The sequence below is a fragment of the Ruegeria sp. ANG-R genome (genome assembly GCF_000813985.1).
Lineage (GTDB): Bacteria > Pseudomonadota > Alphaproteobacteria > Rhodobacterales > Rhodobacteraceae > Ruegeria.
On record NZ_JWLJ01000007.1, the window covers coordinates 127,104 to 143,949 of the forward strand.

Genomic DNA, 16,846 nt, shown 5'->3' on the forward strand with positions numbered 1-16,846 from the left:
GCAGGGATGATCCGACACTGCGTCATGCTGCGTCTCAGGCCCGATCATGACCCGGCAGAGCTTGCTGCCGTGATGCACGGCCTCGACCAAGTCGCCGCGCGCCTGCCCGGTTGCAGTGCCTTTGTCCACGGTCGCAACCGCGACTTCGAGGCCAAATCCCCGGATCACCCCTACGGGTTCACGCTGGATTTCACCAGCGAACCTGACTTGCAGCGCTATGCCGCTGATGATGCGCACCGCAGGTTGGGCGCACGGCTTGTCGCCCTGTGTGTCGGAGGGGCAGACGGGATACTGGTCTTCGATCTGGAAGGGCCTGACCCGGCTGGGTAATGGAAAACGAGGGAATGTCATGAAAGCAATCACCTATCGCGGTTTCGGAGCGGCGGCGGATGTCCTTGAACTTGTCGACATGCCCACACCCGAACCCGCTCCGGGCGAAGTTCTGATCCGCGTCCAGGCCAGCGGCATTAACCCCTCTGACGTCAAACTGCGCGGCGGCGCACGCCCGGGCGCGGTGATGCAATACCCGGTCGTCATCCCTCATTCGGACGGGGCCGGCGTGATCGAGGCCATCGGCGCGGGTGTCAACACGGCCCGCCTGGGCCAGCGCGTCTGGATCTGGAACGGCCAATGGCAACGCGCGTTCGGGACCGGGGCCGAGTATATCGCTCTGCCTTCCGAGCAGGCCGTGCACCTGCCCGACACCACCAGCTTTGCCGAGGGCGCCTGTTTTGGCATCCCTGCCATGACCGCGTGGTATGCGCTTTATCGCGACGGCCCGATCACAGACAAGACGGTGCTCGTCACCGGCGGTGCGGGCACGGTCGGGCGCTATGCCTGCCAGATGGCCGCGCTGGGCGGCGCGCGGGTGATCACCACCGTTAGTTCCGGGGACAAAGCCGCTCATTCCGGCGCGGCTGAGTGGATCAACTACCGCACGCAGGACGTGACCGAAGCCGTGATGGACCTGACAGACGGCGCAGGCGTCGACCGCATTGTCGAGGTCGATTTCGCCGCCAATCAAGGCACCTCTCTATCCCTGATCCGCCCCGGCGGCACCATCGCCAGCTATGCCTCGGCCTCGCAAATGTCGCCCGAGCTGGATTTCTACGGCTTCATGTTCAAGAACATCCGCCTGCACATGCTGATTGTCTACCAACTCGACGCCGCCGCCCGCCGTCGTGGCGAGGCGCAGTTGAGCCAATGGCTGGAACAGGACGTGCTGTCCCACGCCGTTGTCCCGGGCGGAGGTCTGGCGGATGCGGCACAAGCTCATGCAATGGTTGAGGCGGGGCAGAAGCTGGGCACCGTGGTACTGGAGGTCTGATGTGATCGCAAACGTCGGAGTGGCACATTCTGCCGCAGGATCAACCTCCGTTGCCATCTGTGTTTTTGCAGCGGGGTCGAGGTTTTGAACTTCAGATTCTTTAGATATCTGGGTGTGTTTACGGGGATATCCGTTGCTATTCCTGTATTATTTGTGCTCGAATTAGTGCTGATAATTTTGATCGGAGATTTTGGTCTGGGTAACTTTGTCAGTACCCGGTTCCCGTTTCTTTCTATTGGCGTACAACTGGTGCGGCCATTTATTGAAGATTACGCCGAGTTTACGCTAGTTGCATTCGTTGGAGCTTTTGCTATCGCGGCTCATGCCGAAGGCAGAAACTACTTCAAAAGAAACACCAATTCGCCCATCAGCGTGAATATGCTTTCAGGCTCCCTGGCCATGGCTTTGATCGGTTTGGGTGTTCTGCTTGGTATGCTTCTGCTGATTGATTTTCTAGTCTTGGGGGGCGCGACCTTTTTCCAATCCTGGAACGGTTTTTGGGACAGCTTCTATTGCGTGGCCGCCCTTGTCACCGCAACCCTTCTGTGCCGCATCTCCTTTGGTGTTGGCTTGCGCGCAGCAAAACAGCGGCTGCCAATCATCTCAGGCGAACCTTCATGATCCTCGGCATCGGCACAGACCTCGCAAATATCGACCGCATCCAGGGCACGCTCGATCGCTTCGGTGACCGGTTCCGCAACCGTGTCTTCACCGAGACCGAGCAGCGCAAGGCCGAGCGCCGCGCCGACACCGCAGGCACCTATGCCAAACGCTGGGCCGCGAAAGAGGCGTGTTCCAAGGCGCTGGGCACCGGCCTGCGCATGGGCATCGCGTGGAAGGACATGGCGGTGACCAACCTGCGCACGGGCCAGCCCGTGATGCATGTCACCGGCTGGGCCGCCGAGCGCCTGAAGGAACTGACGCCTGCGGGTCACGAGGCGATTATCCACGTCACCCTGACCGACGATCACCCCTGGGCGCAGGCCTTTGTGGTGATCGAGGCGCGCCCGCTTCACGAAGCGCCCCCACGGCCTTGACTTGCCCTCACCAGCCCCGCATGTAGCAGCCAACCACCAAAGGATCGGAGAGAGCAGTATGGCCGAGGAAGCCAAATCCGGAAACGCCGTCTGGGAGACGATCAAGACTATCGTCTATGCCCTGCTGATCGCGGGCGTTTTCCGCACGCTATTCTTTCAGCCGTTCTGGATTCCCTCCGGCTCGATGAAGCCGACGCTGCTGATCGGAGATTTCCTCTTCGTCAACAAGATGGCCTATGGCTACTCCTATGCGTCCTGCCCCAGCCTGATCATCCCCAGCGTCGGCCTGAACATCGACGCCGAAGATATCTGCGGCTGGATGCAGGGCGATGACAATACCCGCCTTCTGGGCGGTGAGCCCGACCGTGGCGATGTCATCGTTTTCCGCCACCCGGTGACCGGGCGCGACTATATCAAGCGCCTGATCGGTCTGCCCGGTGACCGCATCCAGATCCGCGAAGGCCAGATCATCCTGAACGGCACGCCTGTTCCACAGCAGCCGGATGGCGTGTTCACCGAAATCGCCGAACCTCAGGGCCCGCAACGCCTGCGCCCGCGCTGCGCGAACGGTCCCGTCGGGATCGGCGGCGTGTGCGAAAAGAATCGCCTGATCGAGACCCTGCCCAATGGCGTGTCCTATGACGTGCTGGATATCGGTAATCAGGGCTCGGACAACACCGGCATCTACACCGTACCCGAAGGGCACTATTTCTTCATGGGCGATAACCGCGACAACTCGGCCGACAGCCGCCTGCCGCAATCCGCCGGGGGAGTGGGCTTTGTCCCTTACGAGAACCTGATCGGTCGTGCCGACCGGATCATGTTCTCTTCCGCTGGCCGGTCGATGCTGTTCTTCTGGACATGGCGCGGTGATCGTTTCTTCAAGGCGGTCAATTGAAGCTATCGGCTGAAATAAAGGCGTTCCAGCAGCGCCTGGGGTACGAATTCTCCGACCCCGAGTTGCTGGTGCGCGCACTGACCCACGGCTCGGTGTCTTCATCGACCCGACCCGATAACCAGCGTCTGGAATTTCTGGGTGACCGGGTTTTGGGCCTTGTCATGGCGACGGCTCTGCTTGAGGCCGACAAAAAAGCCTCCGAGGGTCAGCTGGCTCCGCGTTTCAATGCACTGGTCCGCAAAGAGGCCTGCGCCGACGTGGCGCGTCAGATTGATCTGGGCGCGGTGCTGAAACTGGGCCGGTCCGAGATGCTTTCGGGCGGCCGCCGCAAACAGGCCCTGCTGGGCGACGCGATGGAGGCCGTCATCGCCGCCATCTACCGCGACGCAGGGTTCGAGACCGCCCGTGATGTGATTCTCGCCCTCTGGGGCGACCGCATCCACAAGGTCGAGGCCGACGCCCGCGACGCCAAAACCGCGTTGCAGGAATGGGCGCAAGCCCGCGGTCAGAAGCCGCCTGCTTACGTCGAAGTCAAACGCACCGGCCCCGACCACGCTCCGATCTTCACCATCGCCGCTCGCCTGCAGGACGGCACCGAGGCACAAGCCACCGCCGGCTCCAAACGTCAGGCCGAACAGGCGGCTGCCAAGGCCCTGCTGGACCGGCTGTCTTGACGCTGCCTGCGGTCGGGGCCCACCGATGACGATCAGACCAGCGCGCCGGTCGGACGCGGCCAGCCTTGCAGCCCTGTCGATCGAGGTCTGGGTCGGAACCTATCTGCGGCAGGGCGTGAATGCCTTTTTTGCCGACTACGTTTTGTCAGAATACACCAAAGTCGGGTTCGAGGCTTTGATCGCCGACCCCGACCAGTATGTGATGGTGTCCGAAAACGCAGACGGGATCGACGGTTTCCTGCGCCTGACCAAAGGCAGCCCGGCCCCGATCACCGGCCTGTCCGGCTCGGAAATCTCAACGCTCTATGTCCAACCGCGCCATCATGGAAAAGGTATCGGCAAGGCCCTGCTGCAGATCGCCAAAGACTACTGCCGCACATACGACGAACCCTCTGTCTGGCTGACGACAAACTCCGAAAACATTCCGGCAATCAGATTTTACCTGTCTCAGGGTTTCAGACAGGTCGGGGTCACCGAATTCCGTATCCAGGATCGGTCCTACCCCAACCATGTCCTCTCGCTGGTGGTGGACCCTCTTCCTCTATAGCGCCGGCTCAATACCGGGTCCGTGTTTCATCTGGCCAAAAGTACTCCGGGCGAGGGGGCTGGCCCCCTGCCGGTCGGATTGGCACAGCCAATCCGATCCTCAAACCACCCGAATAAACCCCGTCAGCCCGGTTTTCTGATGCTCGATCACATGGCAATGAAATGCCCAGTCGCCGGGATTATCCGCGACCAGCGCGATCTCGACCACTTCATCTTTCAACAGCAACATCGTGTCCGTCATCAGTGGCGGCAGGGTGCGCAGGCTCGACTTTATCGGCACAAAGGCCAGACCATGCAAATGGATCGGATGCAGGTTGGGAGATTCGTTCCGCAGGCGCAGAACATAACTTCTGCCCATCTCCAGCGTGGCCAGAGGCCCCACATCCTGCGCCGCATCTCCGGGCCATGGCAGGCGATTGATCGACCTGAAATTATACCCCAACGAGCCGCAGAACCCGTTGTTCGGCACACCGCCTTCGGGGGTCCAGCCAAACACGAACTCATGCACTTCCGCGTTGGCGAGATCGGGCCTGGCAACCGGGTTGAAGGGCAACGGGCGCAACTCGCGCATGTCCCGCGACACAGATGCCCCGACCGAACGCAGCCCGGCCATCGCGCGAAGCGGCTGACCCGGCAGCTTGGCCATCAGGTTCACTGTCTGGCCCTCGCGCTCGGGCATCTTCACCGCAAAATCGACGCGCTGCCCGGGGCCGACAAGCAACGGGTCTTGGGCGCTGGGCATCGGCACCTCAATCTCTACCGGATGTCCGTCCCAGGCAATGATCCGGGCCTCGGCGCCGTCCAGATTCAGTTTGTAAATCCGCGTCGTGTCAGTGTTGACCACGCGCAACCGCACCAGTCCGCCGGCGGTATGATCATAGACCGGTGCCTGCAGCCAGTTCACGGTGTGGACATTGCCGAACGTTCCTGCACGCGCGGCGCCGCGTGGCGTATAGGCGGGCAGGAACGCGTCCGCGTCATCCAGCCGGAAGTCGCGCAGGTTGATTATCTGCTCGCTGTCGAATCCGGGGTCCTCGGCCTCGGCGATCACCATGATGCCGGTCAATCCGTGGGCCATCTGCTCCATCGTCATGCAATGCGGGTGATACCAGTACGTGCCCGCATCCGGGGGCGTGAACGCATAGTCGAATGTTTCGCCTTCCCCGATCGGCATCTGGGTCAGGTAAGGCACCCCATCCATGTCATTAGGGATGCGCAGCCCATGCCAATGCATCGAGGTATAGGCGGGCAGAGTATTGCGCACAGGCAACCGCATCACCTCGCCCTGTTTGCCATAAAGAGCTGGAGGCGGCGCGTCGGCGGACAGGCTGACCATGCCATTCGTAACCTGTTCGCGCAGGGCAAAACGGGCGGGCTGGACCACCAATTCCTGCGGACCGGATGCCAGAGCGAACCCACCCAGACCCAGCGCACTCACAGCGGCCCCGCTGCCCAAAAGAAACTCGCGACGTTTCATATCTTGCCTCACTGAACGGATGATCGCCTGGCTGGTATCGGCGCGGCGCATCGCCTTGGTGCCATTCCGGGCGCGGAATCACAATGCGACAAATGCCTCTGGCCCGTCCGCGCAATCTGCTATAGGGGTGCGCACTTGCAAACAGGATCGCATAGAACATGACCACACGCGCCGGATTTATCGCCCTGATCGGAGAGCCCAACGCAGGCAAATCCACCCTTCTGAACCGCATGGTCGGGGCCAAGGTCTCGATCGTGACCCATAAGGTGCAAACCACCCGCGCCCGCATTCGCGGCGTGGCGATGGAGGGCGACGCGCAGCTGATCTTCGTGGACACGCCCGGCCTCTTCAAGCCGCGCCGCCGTCTGGACCGCGCCATGGTCGCCGCCGCTTGGGGCGGGGCTGCAGATGCGGATGTGGTCGTGCTAATGGTCGAGGCGCATCGCGGTATCACCGAAGGGGTCGAACGCATCCTTGAAGGTCTGGAAGAGATCGGGCAGGGCCGCACCATCGCGCTGGCGATCAACAAGATCGACAAGGTGCCCTCCGAGAAACTGCTGGCCCTGACCAGTGACCTGAACGCGCGCTATCCCTTTGCCGAGACCTTCATGATTTCGGCCGAGAAAGGCCATGGCGTCGAAGATCTGCGCGAGTGGCTGGCATCGGAACTGCCCGAAGGTCCGTGGCTTTATCCCGAGGACCAGATTGCCGATCTGCCCCTGCGCATGATCGCAGCCGAAATGACGCGCGAGAAGCTCACCCTGCGCCTGCATCAGGAATTGCCCTATCAACTGACCGTCGAGACCGAGAACTGGGAGGAACGCAAAGACGGTTCCGCCAAGATCGATCAGGTGATTTACGTCATGCGCGACGGCCACAAAGGGATCGTGCTGGGCAAACGTGGTGAGACGATCAAGGCCGTCAGTCAGGCCGCGCGGGCGGAGCTGGAAGAATTCCTCGACCGCAAGATTCACCTGTTCCTGCAGGTCAAAGTCCGCCCCAACTGGCTGGAGGAATCCGAGCGCTACTCAGAGATGGGGCTGGATTTCAAAGACGGCAACGCATGACACGGACCAAGAATTTTCGACGAAAATTCTCGCGCCTGATGGACAGGTCGGCGCGATGACGCGTCTGACGGCGGAATTCTGGGTCCACGCTTATCTGGCACGGCTGCGGTTTCAGGAAATCCCGGCCTTTGTGGTGGCCCATGGCGATGACACCGCAGGCGCGGTTCTGGTCAAGCTCAACACGCTCGACGGGCAGGCCATGGCGTTTCAGCGCAGCTTTGATCTGATGAGCGGGGAACGCAAATGGGTGGAGCTTTCCAGCGGCCCCGAGGTCGATGTGGATACAGCCATCACCCGGCAACGCAGCTTTGATCCCGATCTCTGGGTGATTGAAGTCGAAGACCGGCAGGGACGGCATCTGCTGGGCGAGGACGGGCTTGACTAACCCGGCGCCCGGGGGGCTTGGACACACAGATCAAAGTGACTATTTTGGCGCCAACCGGGCCGCTGAGAACCGGCCATCTATGGAATACAGTAAGATTAGGAGGTGATTTCGTGGCTGAAACGCTTGCTCAGAAACTGGAAAACTCCAATCTCGGACACTGGATGCAGCGGTTCGAAAGCTTCATGGTCTTTATCGGAATCGTAGGTCCCTTCGCCACGCTTCCGCAATTGATCAAGCTCTACTTTACCCATTCCGATCATGCGTCAGGCCAGTCGCTGGTTTCCTGGTCGCTCTTTGCCACGCTGTCATTTCTCTGGTTCACCTATGGATTGGTGGTCGGAAAGCTTCCCATCTATGTGGGCAATGGCCTCTCGATGGTGATGAACCTGCTGATGGTCGTAGGCATCCTGATTCACGCGGGGATGACATACTGAATCGTCCGCTGATTGCCCCGCAGACCGCCTCGGCCTGATCAGCAGGTTCGGGCGTGGTTAATCCGCCTCACGAAAGTAGACAAAACTCATTTTGTTGCCTTCCGGATCGCGGGCATACGCGCCATAGAACTCCGGGCCATATTGGGGGCGTTCACCTGGATCGCCTTCATTTGTCCCGCCATTGGCCAGCGCCGTCGCGTGTGCGTCGCGAACTTCCGCCTCGCTTTCGCATAGCAAGCCGACCATGTTGCCGTTTCCGACCGTGGCGGCTTGCTGATCATGTGGAGTCGCGATCCACATGCGCCCGCCGCCGCGCAATTCATAGCAGACAGCGTGCGGCATGTATTCGGCAACAACCTTCCCGCCCAATCGCGGCACAAGCGCGTCATAGTAAGCGCGTGCATTCGCGACATCGTTCGAGCCGATCATGACATAGTTAAGAGACATTTGGGAATCCTGCTGGTAAGAACATAAGGCGAACGTTAATACCTGCGCCGGATACACGCAACGCGTTTTTCCAGTTTTGTTTCAAAGGCGGCACCCAGCCGAAGCGACTGCGGTAACCACCAGAGCGATTGCCGGTTTTCGCGTGGCCCGACCCGTTTGGACCTTGAACGTGCAGCGGGCTTGAGATTTTCTGTCGGCGTATCTGGTGACTTAACGGGGCCGAACTTGGACTGGCGCGATCACGGCATACTCCTGAGCTCTCGTCGCCATGGCGAAACTGCGGCGATTATCGAGGTTTTCACCGAGGGTCACGGCCGCCATGCGGGCGTTGTGCGCGGCGGGACGAGCCGCAAGATCGCGCCCATCCTGCAACCGGGTGCTCAGTTGGATGTACTCTGGCGTGCGCGGCTCGAAGAACATATCGGCACCTTTCAGGTTGAGCCTTTGCGGTCACGCGCGGCGGCGGCGTTCTCGGGTCGGCTGGCGCTGTCCGGGTTGAACGCGGTGGTGGCGCTGCTGTCCTTCTGCCTGCCCGAACGCGAACCGCACCCGGCGATCTACAAACAGACCGAACAGTTGATGGACCTGCTGGGGCAGGACGAGGTCTGGCCGCTGGCCTATCTGCGCTGGGAACTGGCCCTGCTGGAAGAGCTGGGTTTTGCCCTCGACCTGTCGGACTGCGCCGTGACCGGCGCGACCGAGGGGCTGGTCTACGTCTCGCCCAAAACGGGCCGCGCCGTCAGCGCTGCGGGGGCAGGAGAGTGGGCCGACAAGCTGCTGCCCCTGCCGCCCTGCCTGCGGGGTGAAGGGGCTGCTCCGGATGCTGAGATCGCCGAGGCCCTGCTTACCACCGGTTATTTTCTGGAACACCACCTAGCCCCGTCGCTAGGCCACACGCCGCTACCCGACGCACGGGCACGCTTCGTGGCGCAGTTTACTCGGCGGCTTTGAATACCATTTCGTGCCCGTCCTCGTTGCGCAGGATCAGCACATCGCCTGACACCTCGGACTGTGTCATCGCCAACAATGCAGCGAAATAGAGGCCCTCAGCCTCCAGCCAGGCGCAGGCTGCGCGGGTGGCGGCCAGATCGGCGATTTCGAACCAGGGGTAGGGCGCATCAAGAGTACCTGAATAGGTGTTGCAGGGCGCATTCCCCTCAATCCGCCCTTCCTCGGGAAAGCGCAGCAGGGCGCTGGCTTCGAACGGTTCTCCGTCGATTTCCTGCAAGGCCCATGTCTGGTCCGCCGCGCCATAAGCGGCGACGGTTTCATCCTTGTCGCATTGGAACAGCGCCACGAGGGGCAGGAGCAGGGTCAGACGTATCATCGCAGTATCCTGTCAATAAGGGTTCGCGCCGCTGATCAGTTCTTCGCGCACATCCAGACGGGGCCGCCAGTTGTATCTGGTATCTTCGCGCACCGGTGCCCAAAACAGCGCGCCGCTGTTGCGCCACGGATCGAGGATGATGCCGTCATACATCGAATCTCCCTTGGCGCTGATCAGAGCCGAATGGTGGATGATCCGGAAGGCGGTCGGGGGTGACGTGGCCCAGTGCAGGTCGAGCGTCTGAAAGTTCTCTTGCTTCAGGCGCGTGGTCATGGCCTGCGCCCAGTCATTGCACAGGCCTTTCTCACGAAAGCCGTTGATGACCTTTGCATTGTGAATAATGGCCGGATCGTTGACGCCCCAGTCTCGTTTCAGCTGGTTTGCGTAGGAATAGGATATCTCGGCCGCCCGGCGCGCCTCGGTCGGGTCGACCCCGGGGTCGAGATTCTGTATCGCCTGCGCCAGCCGGTCGACATCATTGGGGCCGCCTGTAGGGGCCATGGCGCACCCCGCGAGGGTCAGGCAGGTGGCCAGAATGGCAATGATGAGTTTCACGCTCGAGTCTCCTTCGACCGACATGCGGGTCTGTTCCGTTCACGGTCCTTTAACGGATTTCTCAACCCGATCCGAGGGGGAAGTTTCGTCCGCGAGACGGCAAAACAGAGTTGTACAACTCGGAAGATCCGGTCTCTGGGGCATGTACAACACGGAAGAAAAAGAAAACCCGGCACAAGGCCGGGTTCAGTTGGGGAAACCGCGTTGGTTCGGGATTTATCCCAGCAACCGACGCGCGATGACCTGTGCCTGAATTTCTGCGGCACCTTCAAAGATGTTCAGAATGCGAGCGTCACACAGCACGCGGCTGATCTTGTATTCCAGGGCAAACCCATTGCCGCCATGAATCTGCAACCCGTTATCCGCCGCAGCCCAGGCAACCCGGGCCCCCAGCAGCTTGGCCATCCCGGCCTCAAGGTCACAACGCTGGCCGTGGTCTTTTTCCCAGGCGGAATAGTATGTTAGCTGACGTGCAATCATGATCTCAACTGCCATCATCGCCAGCTTGCCCGAAACGCGCGGGAAGTTGATCAATGCTTTTCCGAACTGCTTGCGGTCCTGCGCATATTGCATGGCAATGTCCAGCGCGCTCTGCGCCACACCGATGGCACGGGCGGCGGTCTGGATGCGTGCGGATTCGAAGGTTTCCATCAACTGCTTGAAACCTTTACCTTCTTCGCCACCCAGAAGGTTCTCGCCCTTCACTTCGAAACCATCGAAGCCCAGCTCGTATTCCTTCATCCCGCGATACCCCAGAACCTCAATCTCGCCGCCGGTCATACCGGGTGTGGGGAACGGGTTCTCATCGGTACCGGGAGTCTTTTCGGCAAGGAACATGGACAGCCCACGGTGATCGGTGCTGTCTGGATTGGTCCGCGCCAACAGGGTCATCACATGAGTCCGCGCGGCGTGCGTAATCCATGTTTTATTGCCTGTTATCTTATAGTTACCATCTGCCCCTTTTACAGCGCGTGTTCGCAGGCTGCCCAAATCCGAACCCGTGTTGGGTTCAGTGAATACGGCTGTCGGCAGAATCTCGGCGCTGGCGAGCTTTGGCAGCCAGTTGGCCTTTTGCTCATCCGTGCCGCCCGCGATGATCAGTTCAGCCGCGATTTCCGAGCGGGTGCCCAGAGACCCAACGCCGATATACCCGCGTGACAGCTCTTCCGACACCACACACATCGAGGCTTTGGACAGGCCAAACCCGCCGAACTCCTCGGGGATAGTCAGGCCAAAAACACCCATTTCGGCCAGTTCTTCGATGATCTCAATCGGGATCAACTCATCCTTAAGGTGCCAGTCATGCGCATTTGGCTCAACCTTTTCAACGGCATAGCGACGGAATTGGTCGCGGATCATCTCCAGCTCTTCGTCCAGACCTGATGCGCCAAACATGGTGGCGCCGGATTGGTCCTGCATCAGCTCGACCAGACGGGTCCGTGCAGTCTGAGAATTGGCCTGCGCCATCAGGGTTTGTACTTCACTGCACTGGAATCCCGACAGGGCGTCCCAGCCGAGGCCAAGGTCCTGCAAGCGCACGACTTCGCCCTGGTTCATCGGGATGCCACCGGCGATCTGGTGCAGGTACTCACCAAAGGCGATCTGATGCAGCAGCTGCTCCATCTCACCAAATTTCCCTTCGGCCTGAAGCGCCTCGGCCCAGCGTTGCATCTGCTGCAGTGACTGATGATAGGTCGCGAGCCAAGCCAGCCCATGCGCGGCTGTCTGATGCGCCTCGATCAACGCGCCCGAGATGCGGTCCTCGGCCGTTACCATCGCACGTACCGACTCACGCGCTTTGTCGAATACTGTCTGAACTGCGGGCAGAGCTGCCGCGCTGAGTGTCAAAAGCTCGGGTAAAACCGCCGGCTGCGTCATGTTCGTCATATCCTGTCCGTCATGGGCCATGAATCACGTCCTCTGCTGGGTCGTCTGGTCATATCATGCTGCACGTGCAGCGCAACAAAAATACGCAAATAACCCCAGAAAAGTTCAAATATTTCTTGAACGTTTTGCAATGCAGAAAAAAATTCAGGTGCTATGAAGGGGCGATGAACGTGTTTTCGTTAATGTCTCCGCAGGAATTTTATCTGGCCCTCGCCATCGCTTTTGTGGCGGGGTGGGTCAAGGGTATGGTCGGTTTCGCCATGCCGATGGTGTTCGTGTCGGGGCTCAGTATGGTTTTGCCCCCCAATCTGGCGCTTGCGGGCCTGATCCTGCCAACCCTCGTGACCAACGGAGTGCAGGCCCTGCGCGAAGGCGCACCTGCTGCTATGGCATCAATCCGCAGGTTCCGCGTTTTTCTGGGGGTGGGGCTAGTATGCCTTCTAGCCTGCGCGCAATTGATCAACGTCCTGTCCACCAGGACTTTCCTGCTGACGCTGGGTGTGCCGGTGTCTTTTTTTGCGCTGGTTCAACTTCTGGGCCTCAAGCTGACGCTGCAGAAGCCTACGATGCGGGTCGAGGCGCTGGTGGGTGCGGTTGCAGGGGCCGTCGGCGGCATCTCAGGTGTCTGGGGGCCGCCAACGGTTGCGTATCTGACGGCGCTGAATACGCCGAAGAAAGACCAGATGCGGGTTCAGGGGGTCATCTATGGGCTGGGTGCGGTGGCTCTGGTGGTGGCGCATGTGGGATCAGGTGTTTTGCGGCCCGAAACAACGCTGTTTTCGGCATTGTTGATTTTACCGGCGCTGTTGGGGATGCGCGCGGGCCTGTTTCTGCAGGATCGGATCGATCAGGCACAATTTCGCAAGCTCACGCTGCTGGTTCTGCTGATTGCCGGGCTGAACCTGCTGCGGCGCGGCATTATGGGTTAGCTGCGCCTATCGGCAATCCGGAATGCGAAATGCAGGCCCAACATCAGGAAGAACAAGCCCGATATATCGCCGATCAGAAAGGCCACATACTCGGCGGTGGCACTGCCAAAGGCCATATTGGTCAGGCCTGAAACCAGTACGGACGTTATGACTCCAACGCCCATCACGCACAGCCAGCAGGGTTTCCGGTCGGCGCGGGGGAACAGATCCCAGCCCAGCGCCTTGCAGGCATAGAAAACGGCAGGGGTGATCGTTACGGCGATGGTAATCGCCAGCAACCTGCTGGGCAGCAATACATCCCAGCCACCGATCATGACAAAGACGATGGCTACGCCTGGAAGCAGGGCGAATATCGCACGCCATCCCAGCAGCCAGGCCGACAGCACCCGAACCCCATGCGGGAGAAACAGCAGGCTGGCGTAGCTGGGGTATTCTGGAAAAAAGACATTCTGAAGCGGCATCAGAACCTCGAATGTGAGGAGCGATGCGGCAACATAGGCCAAAGAGGCATAGAATGTGTCAGTGGCCCATCTGTTCACGGGGCTTAGCCGTTTGCAGATTTCAGGCGGCGATCACCTGGGCGCATGAACCAGATACCGCCCGCGATTGGCGCTTCCGCTTTGCGAAAGATAGCCCTTCTGAACAAGCGACTTGAGAGCGCGGAAGAAGGTCGGGCGTGAGACGCTTTTGACCAGCGTATGCTCGATCAGGCCGAAGGTGCGGACTTCCCGATCGTTTTTTGACAGCTCTTCGGCGGCGTAATAGATGTCGCGCTCGACCGGAGACAATTCTTCCAGTCCCAGCGTACGCTCCATGCTCTGCATAAGTTTGCGCAGTTCGGTGAGTTTTGAGATTTCAGTCATAACCTGCCTATAGTTTCCGTGTCTGACCGAGGCATATCGAAAGGCTAAAACCTTTGGCGAACTTCAACCCGACACCCATCCCCATGTGGAAATAGTCGTTACCCTTTCAGAACGGCCCGAAACGAGGTGTGAGCAAGATCGCCCGGATCGTCCAACGTTCAAATTCCAAGAAAACCGACATAAATGCGCGCCGGGTTCCAGAGTTTCATAGATAGAATGCGATAGCGCAAGTTACCCGTTCCCGCAATGAACTTGTCGGTGAGTATGCGGTTGCCGCAACGTAATCCGGGGCGAAACGGGGGCCGCGAAGGCCCCCGGTCCGGGTCAGCCGATTGCGACGGCTTTGATATCTTCGTCGATGAAGGGCAGGTATTGCTCGAAGTTTTCGGCGAACATCTGCACCAGTTTTTCAGCCTGCTTGTCGAATGCTACCTGATCGTCCCAGGTGCGGCGCGGGTCCAGCAGAACCTCAGGCACACCCGGAACCGAGACCGGTACGTCAAAGCCGAAATTGGCGTCTTTGCGGTATTCCGCATCCGCCAACGATCCGTCCAGCGCGGCTGTCAGCAGAGCGCGTGTGGCCTTGATCGGCATCCGGCTGCCAACACCATAGGCGCCGCCGGTCCAGCCGGTGTTGACCAACCAGCAGGTCGCGCCGTGCTGGGCGATCTTGTCGCGCAGCAGGTTGCCATAGGCCTCGGGGCGGCGCGGCATGAAGGGTGCGCCAAAACAGGTCGAAAAGGTCGGTTGGGGTTCGGTCACGCCACGCTCGGTTCCGGCGACTTTCGAGGTGAAGCCCGATAGGAAGTGGTACATCGCCTGCGCCGGGGTCAACCGCGCGATCGGAGGCAGCACGCCAAACGCGTCACATGTGAGCATGATAATGTTTTTCGGGTGCCCGCCCAGAGCGGTGCTGGATGCGTTCGAGATATATTCGAGCGGATAGGCGCAGCGCATGTTTGCGGTCAGCGAGTCGTCGTTGAAATCGAGTTCCTTGGTCTCGGGATCGAAGACCATGTTCTCGATCACCGTACCGAACTTGTTGGTGGTCGCGTAGATTTCCGGCTCGGCCTCGGCGTTCAGGTTGATCGTTTTGGCATAGCAACCGCCTTCAAAGTTGAAGGTGCCGCGATCTGACCAGCCATGTTCATCATCCCCGATCAGGATACGCGACGGATCGGCGGACAGGGTTGTCTTGCCGGTGCCGGAGAGGCCGAAGAACACAGCAGTATCGACCGGGTTTCCAACCGCGTGGTTGGCCGAACAATGCATCGGCATCACACCTTTTTCCGGCAGCATATAGTTCAGCAGGGTGAAGACGGATTTCTTGTTCTCACCGGCATATTCGGTGCCGCCGATCAGGATCAGCTTACGGTCGAAGTTCAGTGCGATCACGGTCTCGCTCTGGCAGTTATGCTTGGTGGGATCGGCCTGAAAGCTGGGGCAGTTGATGACTGTGAAATCTGCCGTGAACTCATCCAGGTCCTCGCGATCCGGACGGCGCAGCAGGTGGCGGATGAACAGATTGTGCCAGGCCAGTTCGGTGACCATGCGCACATTGATCGAATAGCTGGGATCGGCCCCGCCCACCAGGTCCTGCACAAAGTAATCGCGGCCTTTCATATGGGCCAGCATATCTTCGTACAGCGCATCAAAGCCTTCGGGGCTCATGGCGGCATTGTTTTCCCACCAGATGCTGTCGGCGACGCTGTCGGTTTTGACGACATGCTTGTCTTTGGGGGAACGGCCCGTGAACTTGCCGGTGGTGACCAAAAAGGCTCCGCCATTGCCAAGGGTGCCTTCGCCGCGCTTCAGCGCCTCTTCGATCAGCGCCGGTTCCATGAAGTTGTAATAGACATTGCCCAGACCCTCGATGCCCTGATCTTCGAGGCGGAATTGCGGGTTAACCCGTCCAGATGTCATGTGTGTCTTCTCCTGTGGCGGCGCTTTGGCTGTCGGGCCGGCTGCGCCATTGGGGCGGATACCGGAAATAGTCCGGCGGTCAGGCGCCTCTTATCATGGTATTTTAGGGCATGAACAGGACGGTTTGGAGGAGTTAGCGCAACCAAGTTCAGGTTTAGCGCCATCACGAATTGCCTGCCACAAATCAAGGCGGCATTTTGAGTTCAGCAAGGCAATTTTGCCGCATACCTGCCGCAAGAATGGCACGATTCGCAGTTACGGATTGATTCGGCGACTCAAAACCGCCAACAATGCCTTACAAAAAAGCGTATTATTGCGCGAGTGAGCAGGAATAGGGGTGAACCCGATGTCAAAGATTGCACTGGTGGACGACGACAGAAATATCCTGACGTCCGTGTCCATGACACTCGAAGCCGAAGGGTTTGAGGTCGAAACATATAATGATGGTCAGGCTGCGTTGGACGCGTTCAACAAGAAGCTGCCTGATATGGCCGTTCTGGATATCAAGATGCCGCGCATGGACGGCATGGATCTGCTGCAAAGACTGCGGCAGAAAACCCAGATGCCGGTGATATTCCTCACTTCGAAAGATGACGAAATCGACGAGGTTCTGGGCCTGCGGATGGGCGCAGATGACTACGTCAAAAAGCCTTTTTCCCAGCGCCTTCTGGTCGAACGCATCCGTGCGCTGTTGCGCCGTCAGGAAGCGACCGATGGTGACGTGACCAACGCCGCCTCGGGCGATACCAAGGTGATGGAGCGTGGCGAATTGCGGATGGACCCGTTGCGTCATGCGGTCAGTTGGAAGGGCAACGATGTCTCGCTGACGGTGACCGAGTTTTTGCTGCTTCAGGCGCTGGCACAACGTCCCGGCTTTGTCAAAAGCCGCGATCAGTTGATGGATGTGGCCTATGACGATCAGGTCTATGTGGATGACCGGACAATCGACAGCCATATCAAGCGGCTGCGCAAAAAGATGCGTGCCGCAGATTCCGAGTTTTCGGCGATCGAAACGCTGTATGGTATCGGATATCGTTATAACGAAGAATAGGCGCGGCCGTTTTTAAAAG

At 59.6% G+C, this 16,846-nt stretch carries 21 protein-coding genes; 13 read left to right on the plus strand and 8 right to left on the minus strand.

The genetic code is table 11. The features are described from left to right. The first annotated feature begins 6 nt into the window (after positions 1-6). From RA27_RS16920 to RA27_RS16950, 7 genes are all read left to right on the plus strand, one after another. Positions 7-330, plus strand: a complete 324-nt coding sequence (locus RA27_RS16920) for a Dabb family protein (protein ID WP_039541735.1) — start codon at positions 7-9, stop codon at positions 328-330. A 19-nt stretch (positions 331-349) separates the two neighbouring features. After that, positions 350-1,327, plus strand: a complete 978-nt coding sequence (locus tag RA27_RS16925; protein ID WP_039541737.1) for an NADPH:quinone reductase — start codon at positions 350-352, stop codon at positions 1,325-1,327. A gap of 84 nt (positions 1,328-1,411) precedes the next feature. Beyond that, positions 1,412-1,948, plus strand: a complete 537-nt coding sequence (locus tag RA27_RS16930) for a hypothetical protein (RefSeq protein WP_152610722.1) — start codon at positions 1,412-1,414, stop codon at positions 1,946-1,948. Next, positions 1,945-2,364, plus strand: coding sequence for a holo-ACP synthase (gene acpS, locus RA27_RS16935; RefSeq protein WP_039541742.1), 420 nt, complete (start codon positions 1,945-1,947; stop codon positions 2,362-2,364). The genes RA27_RS16930 and acpS overlap by 4 nt, the downstream gene beginning before the upstream one ends. Positions 2,365-2,422: 58 nt before the next feature. Next, entirely contained in the window at positions 2,423-3,262 is an 840-nt protein-coding gene (lepB, locus tag RA27_RS16940; protein ID WP_039541744.1) for a signal peptidase I, read from the plus strand. Beyond that, positions 3,259-3,936 (plus strand): ribonuclease III, encoded by a 678-nt coding sequence (rnc, locus tag RA27_RS16945; RefSeq protein ID WP_039541746.1) that lies wholly within the window; start codon positions 3,259-3,261, stop codon positions 3,934-3,936. Before lepB ends, rnc begins: the two co-directional genes overlap by 4 nt. 25 nt (positions 3,937-3,961) lie before the next feature. Continuing rightward, positions 3,962-4,483 (plus strand): GNAT family N-acetyltransferase, encoded by a 522-nt coding sequence (locus RA27_RS16950; RefSeq protein WP_039541747.1) that lies wholly within the window; start codon positions 3,962-3,964, stop codon positions 4,481-4,483. A gap of 99 nt (positions 4,484-4,582) precedes the next feature. On the opposite strand, the gene RA27_RS16955 is transcribed toward RA27_RS16950, so the two are convergent. Further along, positions 4,583-5,959, minus strand: a complete 1,377-nt coding sequence (locus tag RA27_RS16955; RefSeq protein ID WP_039541841.1) for a multicopper oxidase family protein — start codon at positions 5,957-5,959, stop codon at positions 4,583-4,585. Positions 5,960-6,117: 158 nt separating this feature from the next. Here RA27_RS16955 and era point away from each other — a divergent pair, with 158 nt between their 5' ends. The 3 genes from era to RA27_RS16970 all read left to right on the plus strand — a co-directional run bounded on the left by era (position 6,118) and on the right by RA27_RS16970 (position 7,845). Next, complete coding sequence (gene era / locus RA27_RS16960; protein WP_039541749.1) at positions 6,118-7,026, plus strand: GTPase Era; 909 nt, start codon at positions 6,118-6,120, stop codon at positions 7,024-7,026. Between the two features lie 55 nt (positions 7,027-7,081). Next, a complete protein-coding gene (locus tag RA27_RS16965; RefSeq protein WP_039541750.1) occupies positions 7,082-7,411 on the plus strand; it encodes a DUF1491 family protein in 330 nt (109 codons plus the stop codon). A 110-nt stretch (positions 7,412-7,521) separates the two neighbouring features. Beyond that, entirely contained in the window at positions 7,522-7,845 is a 324-nt protein-coding gene (locus RA27_RS16970; RefSeq protein WP_039541752.1) for a SemiSWEET transporter, read from the plus strand. A 57-nt stretch (positions 7,846-7,902) separates the two neighbouring features. Here RA27_RS16970 and RA27_RS16975 read toward each other — a convergent pair whose 3' ends face one another. Beyond that, entirely contained in the window at positions 7,903-8,292 is a 390-nt protein-coding gene (locus RA27_RS16975) for a VOC family protein (RefSeq protein WP_039541755.1), read from the minus strand. Positions 8,293-8,517: 225 nt separating this feature from the next. Here RA27_RS16975 and recO point away from each other — a divergent pair, with 225 nt between their 5' ends. Then, entirely contained in the window at positions 8,518-9,243 is a 726-nt protein-coding gene (recO, locus tag RA27_RS16980; protein ID WP_039541758.1) for a DNA repair protein RecO, read from the plus strand. On the opposite strand, the gene RA27_RS16985 is transcribed toward recO, so the two are convergent. From RA27_RS16985 to RA27_RS16995, 3 genes are all read right to left on the minus strand, one after another. Beyond that, positions 9,227-9,619 carry an META domain-containing protein gene (locus RA27_RS16985; RefSeq protein WP_039541760.1) on the minus strand — a complete coding sequence of 131 codons (393 nt, stop codon included), beginning with the start codon at positions 9,617-9,619 and terminating at the stop codon, positions 9,227-9,229. The genes recO and RA27_RS16985 overlap by 17 nt on opposite strands. Positions 9,620-9,631: 12 nt before the next feature. After that, complete coding sequence (locus tag RA27_RS16990) at positions 9,632-10,174, minus strand: hypothetical protein (RefSeq protein ID WP_039541843.1); 543 nt, start codon at positions 10,172-10,174, stop codon at positions 9,632-9,634. Between the two features lie 216 nt (positions 10,175-10,390). Then, positions 10,391-12,082, minus strand: coding sequence for an acyl-CoA dehydrogenase family protein (locus RA27_RS16995; RefSeq protein WP_039541764.1), 1,692 nt, complete (start codon positions 12,080-12,082; stop codon positions 10,391-10,393). Between the two features lie 143 nt (positions 12,083-12,225). Here RA27_RS16995 and RA27_RS17000 point away from each other — a divergent pair, with 143 nt between their 5' ends. Next, complete coding sequence (locus RA27_RS17000; protein ID WP_039541846.1) at positions 12,226-12,990, plus strand: sulfite exporter TauE/SafE family protein; 765 nt, start codon at positions 12,226-12,228, stop codon at positions 12,988-12,990. Here the strand turns inward: RA27_RS17000 and RA27_RS17005 are convergent. The 3 genes from RA27_RS17005 to RA27_RS17015 form a co-directional block, all read right to left on the minus strand. After that, entirely contained in the window at positions 12,987-13,529 is a 543-nt protein-coding gene (locus tag RA27_RS17005; RefSeq protein WP_241484094.1) for a hypothetical protein, read from the minus strand. The two genes, RA27_RS17000 and RA27_RS17005, sit on opposite strands and share 4 nt — an antisense overlap. A 33-nt stretch (positions 13,530-13,562) precedes the next feature. Beyond that, on the minus strand, positions 13,563-13,853 hold the full coding sequence (locus RA27_RS17010; RefSeq protein WP_039541767.1) for a hypothetical protein: 291 nt from the start codon (positions 13,851-13,853) through the stop codon (positions 13,563-13,565). 324 nt (positions 13,854-14,177) lie between these two features. Then, positions 14,178-15,776, minus strand: coding sequence for a phosphoenolpyruvate carboxykinase (locus tag RA27_RS17015; RefSeq protein WP_039541768.1), 1,599 nt, complete (start codon positions 15,774-15,776; stop codon positions 14,178-14,180). Positions 15,777-16,122: 346 nt separating this feature from the next. On the opposite strand from RA27_RS17015, the gene RA27_RS17020 reads away from it, so the two are divergent. After that, positions 16,123-16,827, plus strand: coding sequence for a response regulator transcription factor (locus RA27_RS17020; RefSeq protein WP_039541771.1), 705 nt, complete (start codon positions 16,123-16,125; stop codon positions 16,825-16,827). Positions 16,828-16,846: the final 19 nt, after the last annotated feature.

Bases quoted from the DNA above. Each gene is read 5' to 3' on its own strand.
- RA27_RS16985 (WP_039541760.1), bottom strand. From the start codon at position 9,619: ATGATACGTCTGACCCTGCTCCTGCCCCTCGTGGCGCTGTTCCAATGC.
- RA27_RS16965 (WP_039541750.1), top strand. From the start codon at position 7,082: ATGACGCGTCTGACGGCGGAATTCTGGGTCCACGCTTATCTGGCACGG.
- RA27_RS17020 (WP_039541771.1), top strand. From the start codon at position 16,123: ATGTCAAAGATTGCACTGGTGGACGACGACAGAAATATCCTGACGTCC.
- RA27_RS16950 (WP_039541747.1), top strand. From the start codon at position 3,962: ATGACGATCAGACCAGCGCGCCGGTCGGACGCGGCCAGCCTTGCAGCC.
- RA27_RS16975 (WP_039541755.1), bottom strand. From the start codon at position 8,292: ATGTCTCTTAACTATGTCATGATCGGCTCGAACGATGTCGCGAATGCA.
- RA27_RS16925 (WP_039541737.1), top strand. From the start codon at position 350: ATGAAAGCAATCACCTATCGCGGTTTCGGAGCGGCGGCGGATGTCCTT.
- RA27_RS16920 (WP_039541735.1), top strand. From the start codon at position 7: ATGATCCGACACTGCGTCATGCTGCGTCTCAGGCCCGATCATGACCCG.
- lepB (WP_039541744.1), top strand. From the start codon at position 2,423: ATGGCCGAGGAAGCCAAATCCGGAAACGCCGTCTGGGAGACGATCAAG.
- RA27_RS16955 (WP_039541841.1), bottom strand. From the start codon at position 5,959: ATGAAACGTCGCGAGTTTCTTTTGGGCAGCGGGGCCGCTGTGAGTGCG.
- acpS (WP_039541742.1), top strand. From the start codon at position 1,945: ATGATCCTCGGCATCGGCACAGACCTCGCAAATATCGACCGCATCCAG.
- RA27_RS17010 (WP_039541767.1), bottom strand. From the start codon at position 13,853: ATGACTGAAATCTCAAAACTCACCGAACTGCGCAAACTTATGCAGAGC.
- RA27_RS17015 (WP_039541768.1), bottom strand. From the start codon at position 15,776: ATGACATCTGGACGGGTTAACCCGCAATTCCGCCTCGAAGATCAGGGC.
- RA27_RS16995 (WP_039541764.1), bottom strand. From the start codon at position 12,082: ATGGCCCATGACGGACAGGATATGACGAACATGACGCAGCCGGCGGTT.
- era (WP_039541749.1), top strand. From the start codon at position 6,118: ATGACCACACGCGCCGGATTTATCGCCCTGATCGGAGAGCCCAACGCA.
- RA27_RS17000 (WP_039541846.1), top strand. From the start codon at position 12,226: ATGAACGTGTTTTCGTTAATGTCTCCGCAGGAATTTTATCTGGCCCTC.